At 70.2% G+C, this 12923-nt stretch carries 8 protein-coding genes and 2 pseudogenes; 5 read left to right on the forward strand and 5 right to left on the reverse strand.

Features of this window, described 5'->3' with window-relative positions; translation table 11 throughout:
* Window positions 1-416 precede the first annotated feature (416 nt).
* Window positions 417-1334 (reverse strand): annotated as a pseudogene (locus tag ACFQ7Q_RS16315) (helicase associated domain-containing protein); the annotation flags it as partial.
* A gap of 87 nt (window positions 1335-1421) precedes the next feature.
* Between ACFQ7Q_RS16315 and ACFQ7Q_RS16320 the strand changes: the two are divergent.
* Together ACFQ7Q_RS16320 and ACFQ7Q_RS16325 are read left to right on the forward strand one after the other, a co-directional pair.
* On the forward strand, window positions 1422-2063 hold the full coding sequence (locus tag ACFQ7Q_RS16320) for a uridine kinase (protein WP_383555029.1): 642 nt from the start codon (window positions 1422-1424) through the stop codon (window positions 2061-2063).
* Window positions 2064-2281: 218 nt separating this feature from the next.
* Window positions 2282-4774, forward strand: a pseudogene (locus ACFQ7Q_RS16325) (Tn3 family transposase).
* Window positions 4775-4816: 42 nt separating this feature from the next.
* Here ACFQ7Q_RS16325 and ACFQ7Q_RS16330 read toward each other — a convergent pair.
* The 3 genes from ACFQ7Q_RS16330 to ACFQ7Q_RS16340 all read right to left on the reverse strand — a co-directional run bounded on the left by ACFQ7Q_RS16330 (window position 4817) and on the right by ACFQ7Q_RS16340 (window position 7777).
* Window positions 4817-5494: an epimerase gene (locus tag ACFQ7Q_RS16330; RefSeq protein WP_383555032.1), complete on the reverse strand. Its 678-nt coding sequence runs from the start codon at window positions 5492-5494 to the stop codon at window positions 4817-4819.
* Entirely contained in the window at window positions 5491-6666 is a 1176-nt protein-coding gene (locus tag ACFQ7Q_RS16335) for an MBL fold metallo-hydrolase (protein ID WP_383555035.1), read from the reverse strand. Before ACFQ7Q_RS16335 ends, ACFQ7Q_RS16330 begins: the two co-directional genes overlap by 4 nt.
* A 64-nt stretch (window positions 6667-6730) precedes the next feature.
* Window positions 6731-7777 (reverse strand): NAD(P)-dependent alcohol dehydrogenase, encoded by a 1047-nt coding sequence (locus ACFQ7Q_RS16340; protein WP_383555038.1) that lies wholly within the window; start codon window positions 7775-7777, stop codon window positions 6731-6733.
* A gap of 154 nt (window positions 7778-7931) precedes the next feature.
* Here ACFQ7Q_RS16340 and ACFQ7Q_RS16345 point away from each other — a divergent pair, with 154 nt between their 5' ends.
* From ACFQ7Q_RS16345 to ACFQ7Q_RS16355, 3 genes are all read left to right on the forward strand, one after another.
* Window positions 7932-8642, forward strand: coding sequence for a TetR/AcrR family transcriptional regulator (locus tag ACFQ7Q_RS16345; protein ID WP_383555040.1), 711 nt, complete (start codon window positions 7932-7934; stop codon window positions 8640-8642).
* A 245-nt stretch (window positions 8643-8887) separates the two neighbouring features.
* Entirely contained in the window at window positions 8888-9412 is a 525-nt protein-coding gene (locus tag ACFQ7Q_RS16350) for a recombinase family protein (RefSeq protein WP_383555042.1), read from the forward strand.
* Complete coding sequence (locus ACFQ7Q_RS16355; protein ID WP_383555045.1) at window positions 9370-9804, forward strand: resolvase; 435 nt, start codon at window positions 9370-9372, stop codon at window positions 9802-9804. Before ACFQ7Q_RS16350 ends, ACFQ7Q_RS16355 begins: the two co-directional genes overlap by 43 nt.
* Window positions 9805-9887: 83 nt before the next feature.
* Here ACFQ7Q_RS16355 and ACFQ7Q_RS16360 read toward each other — a convergent pair whose 3' ends face one another.
* Window positions 9888-12509, reverse strand: a complete 2622-nt coding sequence (locus tag ACFQ7Q_RS16360) for a Helicase associated domain protein (RefSeq protein ID WP_383555048.1) — start codon at window positions 12507-12509, stop codon at window positions 9888-9890.
* Window positions 12510-12923 lie beyond the last annotated feature (414 nt).

A 12923-nucleotide genomic window follows, 5' to 3' on the forward strand; every position in this document is an offset into this window, starting at 1 on the left:
CTCGGTGTCGTCGCTTCCACTCGGCGAGCCTCGTGGCGTCTGCCGCCGCAGCCGCGTTCTTCGTGCCCGCCGCGGTCTACCTCGCCTGGCAGCTGACGACGAGCGTGCTCCACCATCCCGGTTCGACGAGCTGGCCACCGGCCGGCCGCGCGCCGAACTCGCCCCTCTGCTGCCTGCCCGCGCCTTCCCCTACTCGTCCGACCACGCCCGTTCCATCCCGGCCCCCCGGCGCCACGTGCGAGTTCTACCGCTCGGGCCGCGACCTGTTGGACGAGGTCGACCTGTACCGGCTCTGCTGGTCCGGCAACACGCTGGTGGCGAAGGACACCGTGCCCGCGAGCTGGCCTGACCACCCCTTCAGCCCCTCACGCAGGGAGTCCGTATCGCAACAGCGACCGAGCACTACGAAGACCTTCCTACGTCCAGTCGACGCCCAGCTTTGCGAGTGAGGCGAGTTGGTCGGCGGTGAGTTTGTCGCGCCGGCTTTTGGTGTTGGAGACCCATACGCCGAGCTTCACGACCACAGGCTCCGCCTCGCCCTCGCCCGCGATCTCCTCCCCGTGTGCCCTCGGGACCGGCCGGTGCGCACCCTCCCGCTCCACCCACTGCGTGAGGGCCACCAGGCCCCGCTGGAAAGCCTGCTGCGCCTTGCGCGGAACCTTCTCCCACGACTGGCTGCGGGGGCGGGAGGCGGCGCTTGGTGGGGCTGTACGTCCAGCGTGGTCAGCCGTGCCTGCTGGTCGGGCAGCAGCCGCGCCCAGGTGGCCGGCTGCTTCTGCTGCTGGAGCCACCGCCCGATGTCGTCGCCGTCCATCAGCACGCCGGGCGCGATGTCGGGCAGCAGACCATCGGCGTCGACCAGGTCCGCCAGCACGCGGCAGTGCCGCTGCCAGTCGAGTGGCCATGGGCAGTTCCAGTCCTTGTCGATCGCGGCGAGCTGCGCGGCCCGGGTCGTCGCGGTGTCCTCGTCCTTCCCGAGGCCGTTCTTCGTGCCCTTGCGGCGGAGGTTGGCCATGTACTGCCCGACGGGGCACCAGCTCGTCGCCCTCGCCCCATATGGCATCCTGCCGGGGTGCGAGGTGTCCGGTGGCCCGCCGGTACGACCGGAGCGCGGCGAGCTTGGCCTCCCACGCCTCCTCGCCCGGCTCCCACACCATCCCGGCCTCCGGCGCGTCCAGCAGCGTCTTGCGCCGCTCTTCCAGCTCCCCGGCCCGCAGTGCCTTGCGCTGCTGGTGCACCCATCGCCCGCGGGGGAACGTCTTGGGGACGCCGACCTCGACCTCCACGTCATAGGGCACGGCGGAGACGCCGGTGATCTGGTTCCCCGCTTGCCATGGGCGATCACGCCGCCGTACATTCCCTGCACCCGGCTTGTCCGGCCGCTTCGTCTACCCCCTTTGAACACATGAGGAGCGCCCGGTATGGCGGGTGTACTGGCGGTTGCAGGCGGCACCGCATCCGGCAAGTCCACCCTTGCCGGAGCTCTGTCGCTGCAGTGTCCCGAGAGCGTCGCACTGGTCCATCTGGACGACTACTACGTGCCCGCGCACGACCCCCTGAAGGGTGTGTGGACGGTCAGTGCCGACGGGCACGCCGCCCTCGACTGGAACCATCCGGGGTCGATCAACGAGACATCGGTGACACACGCCATCGACGCGGCGCTGCTGCGCCCCGGCGTGCTGCTGGTGGTGGTCGAGGGCCTGTTCGCGCTGTCACTGCCGTCCGTAGTCCGGCGGGCGGCGTGGCGGGTGTATATCGACACCCCCGACGACATACGCCTGGCCCGCAAGATCCTCCGGAAGATCGAGGTGCAGCAGCAGGACCCCCGACGGTCCCTGCGTAACTATCTACAGACCGGCAGGGACCGCCACGCAGCCCACGTCGCGCCCTCCCGAGCGGCCGCCGATCTGGTTGTGGACGGGACCGCGAGCGAGGCGGAGATGCTGGCGGCCGTAATGCCGCTGATCGGGCCGACCCTCGCGCCGCCGCCCGCGGCGCCCTCGCGAGCACGAGGGGTGTGCGGTGTGACCCATACTCCCGGGGTCCCGGCGTTCACCCAGTAACGTGCCCGCGGGCACCGGCCCTGGTTTCGGGAGCGACTCCTGGCAGGTACACCATGCGGACCACAGCCCACTGGCGCACCGAGTACGGCCTCGGGGAACATCGGTACAGCGGTTATCGGTGAGAACGATCATGGCCATCTAACACGGTGATCCACTTCGCTGCTGGGGTTCGGCGAAACGCCTCCGGGCTCGGTTCGGGCCTGGCTACGGTCCGGCTCGTGCCGGTGGAATTTCTGAGCGATGAGCAGGCCGAGGCGTACGGGACGTTCGCCGAGGAGCCGACGAGGCCCGAGCTGGAGCGGTTCTTCTTCCTGGACGACGTGGACCGGGACCTGATCGCCCCTGCGGCGGACGGAGCATCACCGGCTCGGGTTCGCAATCCAGATGTGCACCGTGCGGTACGTCGGTCTGTTCCTGGAGAACCCGCTCGCGGTGCCGTGGCCGGTGGTCGAGCACCTGGCCGCGCAGCTCGGCATTGAGGACCCGTCGGTGGTCAAGCGGTACACGGAGCGGCGCCAGACGCTGTACGACCACGCGTGGGAGATCCGGGACGCCTACGGCCACCACCCCTACGAGGACGCCGAGTGGGGCCGGCGGTTCCGTACGTTCCTGCACGGGCGGGCGTGGACGCGCGCCGAGGGCCCGAAGGGGCTGTTCGACCACGCGGTGGGCTGGCTGCGCCGACACCGGGTCCTGCTGCCCGGGGTATCCGTGCTGGCCCGGCAGGTGTCGGAGGCGCGGACGGTCGCGGAGAAGCGCCTGCACGCCACGGTCGCGGTCGCCGCCCGCCGCGCGGACCCGGCGCTGCCCGGGGATTTGGTGACGACGCTGAGGACGCCGGAGGGATCGCGGTTCTCGGAGCTGGAGCGGCTGCGTCGGCCGCCGAATTCGCCCGCGCGCTGGAGCGGGTGGACGAGATCGGCGCGTACCGGCTCGGTCGGCTGAGGCTGTCGCAGATCCCGCCGAACCGGATGGCGGCGCTGGCCCGGTACGCGCTGGGGTCGAAGGCGCCGCTGCTGGAGCGGGCTCAGGAGCCGAAGCGCACGGCGATGCTTACTGCGGTGATGCGGCATCTGGAGGCGAAGGCGATCGATGAGGCCCTGGACCTGTTCCAGGTCCTGATGGCCACCAGGCTGCTGAACACGGCGAAGCGCAAGACGGAGAAGGAGCGGCTGTCGACGCTGCCGCGGCTGGAGAAGGCGTCAAGGGTGCTTGCGCGGGCGGCGAAGGTGCTGTTCGAGGAGCTGGAGCTGGTCGAGGAGCAGGAGGCGGACCTGGACGTGGCCGCGCTGTGGGCGGCGGCGGTGGAGGAGGTCGCCCCGCGCGCTGCCGTGATGACCGCGGCGACCACGGTGGTCTCGCTGGTGCCCGAGGACGAGAACTCGGCCGAGGTCGCCATGCGGGCCGCGCTCGCGAACCGGTACGCGACGGTGCGCCCGTTCCTCGCGTTGCTGGGCGAGTCGAAGGCGCTGGACGCAGCGAGCGCAGGGTAACGGGTCCTGGCCGGGGTCCGGGGTCTTCCGGCGCTGGCCCGGCGGAAGGTCGGGGTCAAGCCGCTGCTGCCGCGCGAGGTGGACGACAAGCTCGTGCCGCCGGCGTGGCGCAAGGCGGTGTACGCCAACCCGGATCTGCCGCAGGGCGCGGTGGACCGGGACGCGTACGTGGTGTGCGTGTTGGAGCAGCTGCACCGGGCCCTGAACAACCGCGACGTCTTCGCCGCACCCTCGCACCGCTGGTCCAACCCGCGGGCCCGCCTCCCGCACCGTGAGCGCGGCGCCGTCGCCGAAGTATTTCGGCTTCAAGCGGGGCATCACCTGGCTCAACGCCGTCAACGACCAGGTCGCGGGCATCGGGCAGATGGTCGTCCCGGGCACGCCGCGCGATTCCCTGCACATCCTGGACGCGCTGCTGAACCTGGACGGCGGCGTAAAGCCGGAGATGGTGGCGACCGACAACGCCTCGTACTCCGACATGGTGTTCGGCCTGTTCAAGATTCTCGGCTACAACTTCAGCCCGCGCTTCCGCGACCTGGACGACCAGCGGTTCTGGCGGGCCACGATGCCCGGCGTCGAGACCGGCACCTATGGCGCCCTGGAGGACCTGGCCCGCAACCGCGTGAACCTGAGAACAAGGTGGTCACGCACTGGCCGGACATGCTGAAGGTGGCCGGCTCTCTGGTCACCAACCAGGTCCGCGCCTACGACCTGCTGCGCATGTTCGGTCGCGACGGTCGCCCGACTCTGCTGGGCGCCGCGTTGGCGGAGTACGGGCGGATCGCGAAGACCGAGCACCTGCTGCGGGTGGTGGACCCGGTGGACGACACCTACCGGCGGCAGATGAACCGGCAGCTCACCGTGCAGGAGTCCCGCCACAAGCTCGCCCGCGACGTGTGCCACGGCAAGCGCGGCACCATCCACCAGGCGTACCGTGACGGGATGGAGGACCAGCTCGGCACGCTCGGCCTGGTCCTCAACGCCATCGTGCTCTGGACGACCCGCTACATCGACGCTGCCGTCGCCCGGCTCCAAGCGGAGGGCCACGAAGTCCGCGAGGAGGACATCGCCCGGCTCTCCCCGCTCAAGCACCGCAACCTGAATCTGCTCGGCCGCTACAGCTTCACCGCCCAGGTCCCGGCCGCTGGCGTCCTGCGTCCGCTGCGCGACCCGGATGCGGTCGAACTGGATGAGGACGAGAGCGACAGCTTGGGGTAGGTCGGGATGAGTGGCTGGGGCTGGTCCTCTGGCATGGCGGTGTCAGGGGTTCAGGGGAGTGGTGGCCAGGGCAATGATGTCGCGGTTCTCCAGTACGTGCCGGGGGTGGCCGTGGCGGGCGAGCTGAAGGGCTGCCTGTCCGATCTGGGCGGTGTCGGTCATGACGGCCGGGGAGAGGCGGCGCAGGAGGGGGGCGAGGGGGGTGATGGCGGTGGTGCCCCACCGGTAGGCAGGTGTTTTGGAGCGCTTCTTGTGGGCGGGCAGGACGAAGGCGGGGCGCAGGGCGTAGCCGTGGGGGAAGGTGGTGATGATGGCGTTCTCGGTGCGTCCTTTGACTCGGGCCCAGCGGCTGCGTCTTTGTTCGGTGCTGTCGGTGCCGGCGCCGGAGAGGTAGACGAAGGTCAGGTCGGGGTTGATCGTGGCGAGGGTGCGGGCGGCGGCGGTGGTGTAGTCGTAGGTGATGCGTTCGTAGTCCTGGGCGTTCATGCCGGCGGAGGAGACTCCGAGGCCCCAGAAGCAGGCGTCGGCTCCGGCGAGGTGCTCTGCGATTGCTGTGAAGTCGAGGAAGTCGTCGTGCACGATGTGGCGGTGCTTGGGGTGGGCGGTGTCCTGGGGGGTGCGGCCGATGGTGATCACGTCGGTGACGTCCTCGGCGCGCAGGCTCTCCTGGAGGAAACCGTCGCCGATCAGGCCGCTCGGGCCGAAGACCACTACTTTCATGCTGCTCGCTCCTTGACGGAAGAAAGGGGTACCGACGGCGTGGTGAGGGGGGTCTGGGTGAGGCGCTGCCACCAGCCGTCGGTCTCGGGCGGGGCGATGACGTCGATGCGTTCGCCTGGGCGGGGGACGGCAAGGCGGGTGCCCCTGGCCTTGGCAGCGTGCAAGAGACGGTCGGCGGGTTCAGTCCAGTCGTGCAGGGCGAGGTCAAAGGTGGCCCAGTGCAGCGGGACGAGGAGGTCGCCGCGGAGGTCGTGGTGCGCGGTGACGGCTTCCTCCGGGGTCATGTGGATGTCCGCCCATTCCTCGCCGTAGGCGCCGATCTGCATGAGGGTGACGTCGAAGGGGCCGTGGGCGGCGCCGATGGCGGCGTAGCCGGGGAAGTAGCCGGAGTCGCCGCTGTAGAAGACGCGTCGGTTGTCGCTCGTCAGTGCCCACGACGCCCACAGTGTCTTGTCGCGGGCAAGGCCGCGGCCCGAATAGTGCCGGGCCTCGGTGGCGGTCAGCCGGATGCCGCCGAGGGTGGTGTGGCCGTCCCAGTCCAGTTCCACGATGCGTCCGGCCGGGACGCCCCACTTCTCCAGGTGCGCGCCGACGCCGAGCGGGACGACGAACGGCATGGTCTGCAGGCGGGCAAGGTCGCGGATGGTCGGTGCGTCCAGGTGGTCGTAGTGGTCGTGGGAGATGACCACGGCGTCCAGGCGGGGCAGCGCCTCCAGCGGGAGCGGGTTGGGGTGCAGTCGGCGCGGGCCGGTGATCGGTGAGGGCGAGCAGCGTTCGCTCCAGACGGGGTCGAACAGCACCCGGTGCCCCTCGATCTCGACCAGGGCCGAGGAGTGCCCGTACCAGGTGACGTGCAGACCGTCCGGAGCGGGCTCGGCAGCGGGTGACGGGGTCAGGACGGGGACGGGGCCGGCCGGGCGGCGCCGGTCCCTGTCGGCCGCGAAGCGGCGCATGAGGCCCAGCGTCTCGCGCGGTGACAGCATGCGGGCGGGCAGACGGTTGCGGAACGCCCCGTCCCGGTAGTGCGGTGAGCGGCGTATCTGTTCGGCCCGCGGGCCGGTGGGGGCCGCGCCGAGCTCGTGCAGCAGGCTCCTGGCGGTGCAGGCCAGGGCTCCCATTCCGGTCAGTGCCGCGGCGACGGCTGTGGTGCGCCGGAAGTTCCGCTCGGTCATGTACTTGTCCTCGTGTTCGTCGTCACGGTGTGCTGTCCGTCCTGGCCCCGACCCTGTGGTGTCGTCAGTGCTGGGCGGGCTTCTGGTCGAGGTCGGCGAGGTCGAGGACGAAGCGGTAGCGGATGTCGTTGGCCTCCAGGCGGTCGAGAGCTTCCTGCACGCGGGCGGAGGGCAGGACCTCCACGTCGGGCTCGATGCCGTGCTCGGCAGCGAAGGCGAGCATCTCGGCGGTGGCGGGCAGCCCGCCGGTGGCGGAGGAGGACAGGCGCTTGCGGCCGATGAGGAGCAGCAGGTTGTTGACCGGGATCTCCCACGAGACGCCGAGCAGGCTCAGCTCGCCGTCGAGGTCGAGCATGAGGATCTCGGGGTCGAGGTCGTGGGTGGCGGAGATGGTGTCGATGATGAGGTCGAAGCTCCCGTACGCCTGCTTCACCTGCGCCTCGTCGGTGGTGACCACGAAGCCGGTCGCGCCGAGGGCGCGGGCGTCCTTCTCCTTGTCGGGGGTGCGGCTGAGGACGGTGACCTCGGCGCCGAGGGCTGCGGCGAACTTCACCGCGAGGTGGCCCAGGCCGCCCAGGCCGGCGACGGCGACACGGCTGCCGGGGCCGACGTTCGCCTTGCGCAGCGGGGACCAGACGGTGATGCCGGCGCACATCAGCGGTGCGGCCTTGGCCGGGTCGAGCCCGGTGGGGAGCGGGAACGCGTACTTCTCGTTGATCACGTACTCGCGGCTGTAGCCGCCCTGCTGCATGGTGCCGTCGACGCGGTCGGGTCCACCGTAGGTGGGCGACCAGCCAGTGGTGCAGTAGATCTCCTCGCCCGCGAGGCAGTTCTTGCAGGTGCCGCAGGAATCCACGACGGTGCCGACGGCGATCCGGTCGCCGACAGCGAAGCGGGCGGCGGCGGAGCCGAGCTCGGTCACGGTGCCGATGAACTCGTGGCCGGGCACGACCCCGTCCATGACGTGGACGGCGTGGAGGTCGGAGTGGCAGACCCCGCAGTAGTCGACCCGGACGGCGATGTCGCTTCCCCGCAGGTCACGGCGCTCCAGCTGGACCCGCTCCAGCGCCGTGGTGCCGCCGCTGATCTTCCATCCGGTGGTGGTGCGCATGGTTCTCCTCGATACGTATTGCTCTGTGCCGCTCGTGGATCACAGGAGCAGAGGCGACCAGCAGCCACATAAGCTACCGCCGGTCCTTTACGCTTTCGACGGTAACGGACCACCGGTACCTTCGCAAAGTACCGGCGGTATGTAATGTGGTGGTGTGACCTTCCAACGCGCCCGCACCGACGAGCAGCGAGACCAGCGGCGGCGGCAGATCCTCGGCACCGCCGCCGCGATGCTGGCCGAGATGCCGGTCGCGAAGCTGAGCCTCAACGAGCTCAGCCGCCGCGTCGGCCTGGCCAAGGCCAACGTGCTGCGCTACTTCGAATCACGCGAAGCGATCCTGCTCCAGCTCCTGGACGCCGAGCTGACCCAGTGGATCGCCACCCTGGAAGACTCCCTCCCACCCGCCGAGGGAACACCCCGCGAGCGAGGAGACCGCCTCGCAAAGGCCCTCGCCGAGTCGGCCGCCGACCGTCCCGTGCTCTGCGACCTGATCAGCGCCCAGGCCGGAGTGCTCGAACACAACGTCTCCACCGACGTTGCCGTCCAGCACAAGCACGCCACCCTGCGCTGCGCGGAGTCCCTGGCACACCTGACCCGACGGCACCTGCCCGAACTCGGCACCCAGGACGCCTTCCGCCTCGTCGGCCTGCTCACTCTCACGATCGCCGCCGCCTGGCCCTACCACCAGCCGCCCCAGGCCCTGCTCGATGCCTACGCCGCAGACCCCGCCCTGGCCGGCCTGCGAGCCGACTTCACCGACGTCGTACGCCAGTCCATCGAGATCAACCTCACCGGCCTGCTCACCCGCGCCGAGAACACGCCCCTCGGGGCAAACCCCCTCGGCGTCGACACTGTTCAGGGGTGACCCCACCTCGAAGCCTCTTCCCGGACCCACTGCCCGACAAGACCGTCCGTGACAGGCAAGCACCCAGACATTTCTCCCGTGCCCTGTCGTCAAACGATCGTTTGACGACAGGTAGCCGACGCGTCCAATCAACCCGTGCAATCCGGGGGTCCGCAGCGGCGCGAATCCAATCAGATCCGATGGTGATTGCTGACAGGGTTTGACGACAGATAGGGTCCGATCCTCCGTACGGAAGGGGCTCTTCGGTGGCGAACCTGGTCTACAAGCGGGTCTCGACCGACCAGCAGTCCACCGCCCGGCAGGACCTCGTCCTGGCCGAGGCCGGGATCGAGGACCCGGTCGTCTTCGAAGAGGCCCCGGGCACCTCCAGCCGCCTCCACCCGCTCCAGCGCCCGAAGTTCGGCGAACTGCTCACCTACGCGCGGCCGGGCGACACCGTGCACATCTCCGAGATGCTCCGCCTCGTGCGCGGCAACCAGCACATCCTCGACGTGCTCGACGTCCTGCACACGGGCCGCCTCGCCCTGCGTATCCACGACGGCGCGTTCTCCGCAATGGACCTCACCGCCCGCCACCCGCGCACCGGAGAGCTGCTGTCCACCGTGAAGTTCATGGTGCAGACCCTCGCCGCCGCCGGCGAACTCCAACGCGACCTCCAGCGCGAGCTGACCTACGACGGACTGCGGGCCGCCGAGGCCAAGGGCAGCAAGGGCGGGCGCGCCCCGCCGTGGCGGCCGCGAAGGCCGCCGACGTACGCACCGCATACCTGAAAGGCGGCTCCATCGCCGCCCTCGCCCGCGACCACGGCGTCAGCCGCGGCGCCATCCGTACCGCCGTCGCCGACCTCCTGCCCGATCACACCGCCAGCGAGGAGGACGCGCCCGCCCCGGAGCTGCCGGTCACCCTCGACATGCCGGGCAAGGTCGCCGACTATCTCCGCACCACCGAGCTGGAGCCCGCCGAGCGTGTCGCGCTCGACCAGGGGACGACCGTACGGCGCGGCCAGGGCTACACCCTGCGCGTCAGCGCCGTCCCCGCCGTACACCGCCAGCTCCTCGCCCGCTGCCAGCCGCTCGACGGCGCCCAGGGCATCCCAGCGGTACCGGCTCAGCGCAAGGCCCGCCGCGAGTACGAGAACCAGGTCAGCACACTCACACCCTGACCATGATCGTTCTCACCGATAACCGCTGTACCGATGTTCCCCGAGGCCGGAGTAGGACAGCGCGCAGTCAGCCGCCCCACCCGCTACTGCGCCCAGTCGACGCCGAGGTCGGCGAGCGCGGCGAGCTGCGCCTGGTCGAGCTTGTCGCGGCGGGCTTTCTGGTTGCCGATCCAGATGCCGACGCGGTGAGGACCGTCCGGGAGCTCCTCGACCGCGCCGCGTCCTGGCAGCCGGCCTTCCCGTGCGATGTACTGCTGGAGGGCCTCCAGCCCCCTCTGGAACGCCCTACCGCCGGCGCGTGACGCGGTGGCCGTGGTCGTCTTCGCCGGGGCTCTGCGGGCCCGTACGGCCTTCTGGGGCTCTACGCCCAGCCCTTCGAGCCGGGCCTGCTGTTCTTCATTGAGCCGGCCCCAGTTCCGTTGTTGGGTGGCGAGCCACCGTCCGATGTCTTCCCCGTGCCGGGTGACCCCCGGCTCCACCGCGGTCAGCCGCGCGCCGTCGGCGAGGAGTTGGGCGAGGTAGGCGTAGTGGCGTTGCCAGCCGACGGTCCACCCGAGCGCCCCCGGGTTCCAGTCGGGGTCGATCGCGGCCAGCTGTGCGGCCCGTCGCTGCGCACGGTCGGGGTCCTTGCCCAGCCCGCCAGGCCGGCGCACGTTGGTCAGCCACTGCCCGACGGCCTGATCGAGGATGGTGGCGTGCCGCGGCGCGGCCAGCGTCCCGTGCAGCTCGTAGTAGGCCCGCGCGGCCGCGAGGTTCTGTTCGAAGCCGGCGTCGGCGGTGTCCCATACGATCCCGAGCTCCTCCAGCTCGGCCGCCCGCTCCCCGGTCATGGTCCCGGCCCGGTACGCCCTGCGCTGGTCGGAGAGCCACCGCCCGAGCGGGAACGCCCCCGCAGTCTCGACGTGCTCGTAGGGAACGCCCAGATCGCCTTCCCTCCGCCGGTAGCGCCATGCGGCTTCCACGCCCCGGCGCCAGTCCTGCCGCTCGGTGTGGATCACTTGGTAGGTGATCCACTTCGCGATGAGCGCCGGGTCCCGCGGGGTCGCGAAGCGGAGCAGCAGCCGTGACTCCTCCTCACCCTCCTCCGGCGCCTTCCCGACCGGCCGAGACGGGTCTACGATCCTTTTCCGGCTCTCCTGCGGAATAGCAAGCATTTCCACAGCCTTTTCATCGTGCGCCCGCAACCCCTCCAATACCCGAATCAGCGGCCGATACGATTCAGACGAGATCATGTCCTCTGGCTTTTCCCCGGGCGCGAGGAAGACGGGCACGATCAGGGTGGCCATCTTCCCTTCACCGGGCTTCTGCCGCAGAGCCCGCCCGATAGCCTGCACGATGTCGACAGCTGACCCCTTCGGATCGATCAGGGCGACCGAGTCCACGCTTCTGATGTCGACGCCCTCGCCCAAGACTCGACAATTACTGAGCACCGCACGCCCGGCCCTGCGCCCGAAGCCGGCGAGTACAGACTGCCGGTAGGCGCCGTCGTGCTCCCCACACAGCCACCCCGCCCACACCCGCTCCGGATGCCGCCCTGGATCCACCGCATGCAACCGGGAGGCGACGCGGTCCAGCCCGGCGGCGAAAGCCTCCGCCTCCACCGTCCGATGATGGAACGTGATGGTGGTCCGCAACCCGTGCACCGCCATCGTCTCCAACAGGGCAGTCTGCACCGCGGCGAGCCGCTCACCACGCAACTGCTCCTCGTACCGCTCCACACCCGTCAGCCGATCCGGAGTGACAACAGGGTCGGTGAGTTCGGCGACCACGATCTGGTACTTCGCCAGCAGCCCGCGGGAGATCGCGTCAGCAAGAGACAACTCATAAACGACCGGCCCGAATACCCGTTCGTCGTCCATTGAGCACGCGAGCTCCTTCGGCAGCCGGTCCAGCCGCGGCCGGCTGACGTAGACCCGCTCCCCGCGCTCCGCCTCCCCACCCTCCCCGCGCTGCTCCTCCGCCTCCCCAGCGAGCCGGCGCTGCTCCTCCGTCTCCTCCAGCCCCCTGCGCTCCGACTTCCCGGCGCCCCGGCGCGGACCCTCCTGCTCCTTCTCCTCAGCGAACCAGCGCGCCTCCCCGGGCTCCTGCGCCCGAGACCGCGACGGGCGTTCCATCCAGATCCGCGGCGTCGCGGTCATGTAGAGCCGGCGCATCGCCGGAATCACCTCCTGACGGTGGACGTCCGCCCAGGCCTTCCCCACCGACCCCGACGTACGGTGCGCCTCATCCACGACCACCAGGTCAAACACGTCCATCGGCAGCCCGTACAGGCCCTCATGCGCCTCAGCAATGACCGGCAGAGAGGCGTACGTGGCGTACACCGTGACGGGGCCACGCCCGTGCCACAGCCCCAGCTGCGGCGCCGACGTCGTCGTCCGCACGTCGAACTGCCACAGCTGAGGGTCGTCCTCCAGAGAGCACACCGCGACCGCCGGCCCGCTGTGCCCCGCCAGCCGCCACTCCCGCACCGTCTGCGTCAACAGGTCCAAGGTCGGCAGCAGCACCAGGACCCGCCCGTGCCGCGCCAGCCGAAGCGCCGCCGCAGCGGCGATAAAAGTCTTCCCAGTCCCGCACGCCGCCACCACCGTCGCCCGCAGACCCGCCTCCGGAATCCGCTCACCCGGCGGAATATCCAGCCCCCGGACAATAGCCTCCACCGCCTCCTCCTGATGAGGACGAAGCACGATTCCACCAGACTCCTTCATACGACACTCCGCGGAAATCGAAGCGGCGGACAGACCCGCCAGGGAGGGGATGGCGATATTCTCGGGATCCTACACAGCTACACGCATCGCACCCGTTGTGATGCACACTTACGACTGTACCGCGCCCGCACTCCCCGCGACGGGCATCACAACGAAAATCCTCCTCACCCCACCCCCGAAGGACCCGGATCCGCACCCGGCAGACCACACCGCCCCGTTCACCTTTGCCAGCCGGCCCGCGGCAGCGGGCCCAGGACCTGGAGGCGCAGCCGGAAGGTCCCGGGGTGGGAGCGCAAGCGGACACCCCAACGGGCCGAAGGCTCGTCAATGACCGCGCTTGCGCGGGCATCTGGTGACGCGTCAGCGGCACCCGCTCGGCGCTTGCGCCGAGCTTTCCCCTCGACGTGCCGCAGG

The organism is Streptomyces sp. NPDC056527 (genome assembly GCF_042794475.1).
In the GTDB taxonomy this organism is placed as follows: Bacteria; Actinomycetota; Actinomycetes; order Streptomycetales; family Streptomycetaceae; genus Streptomyces.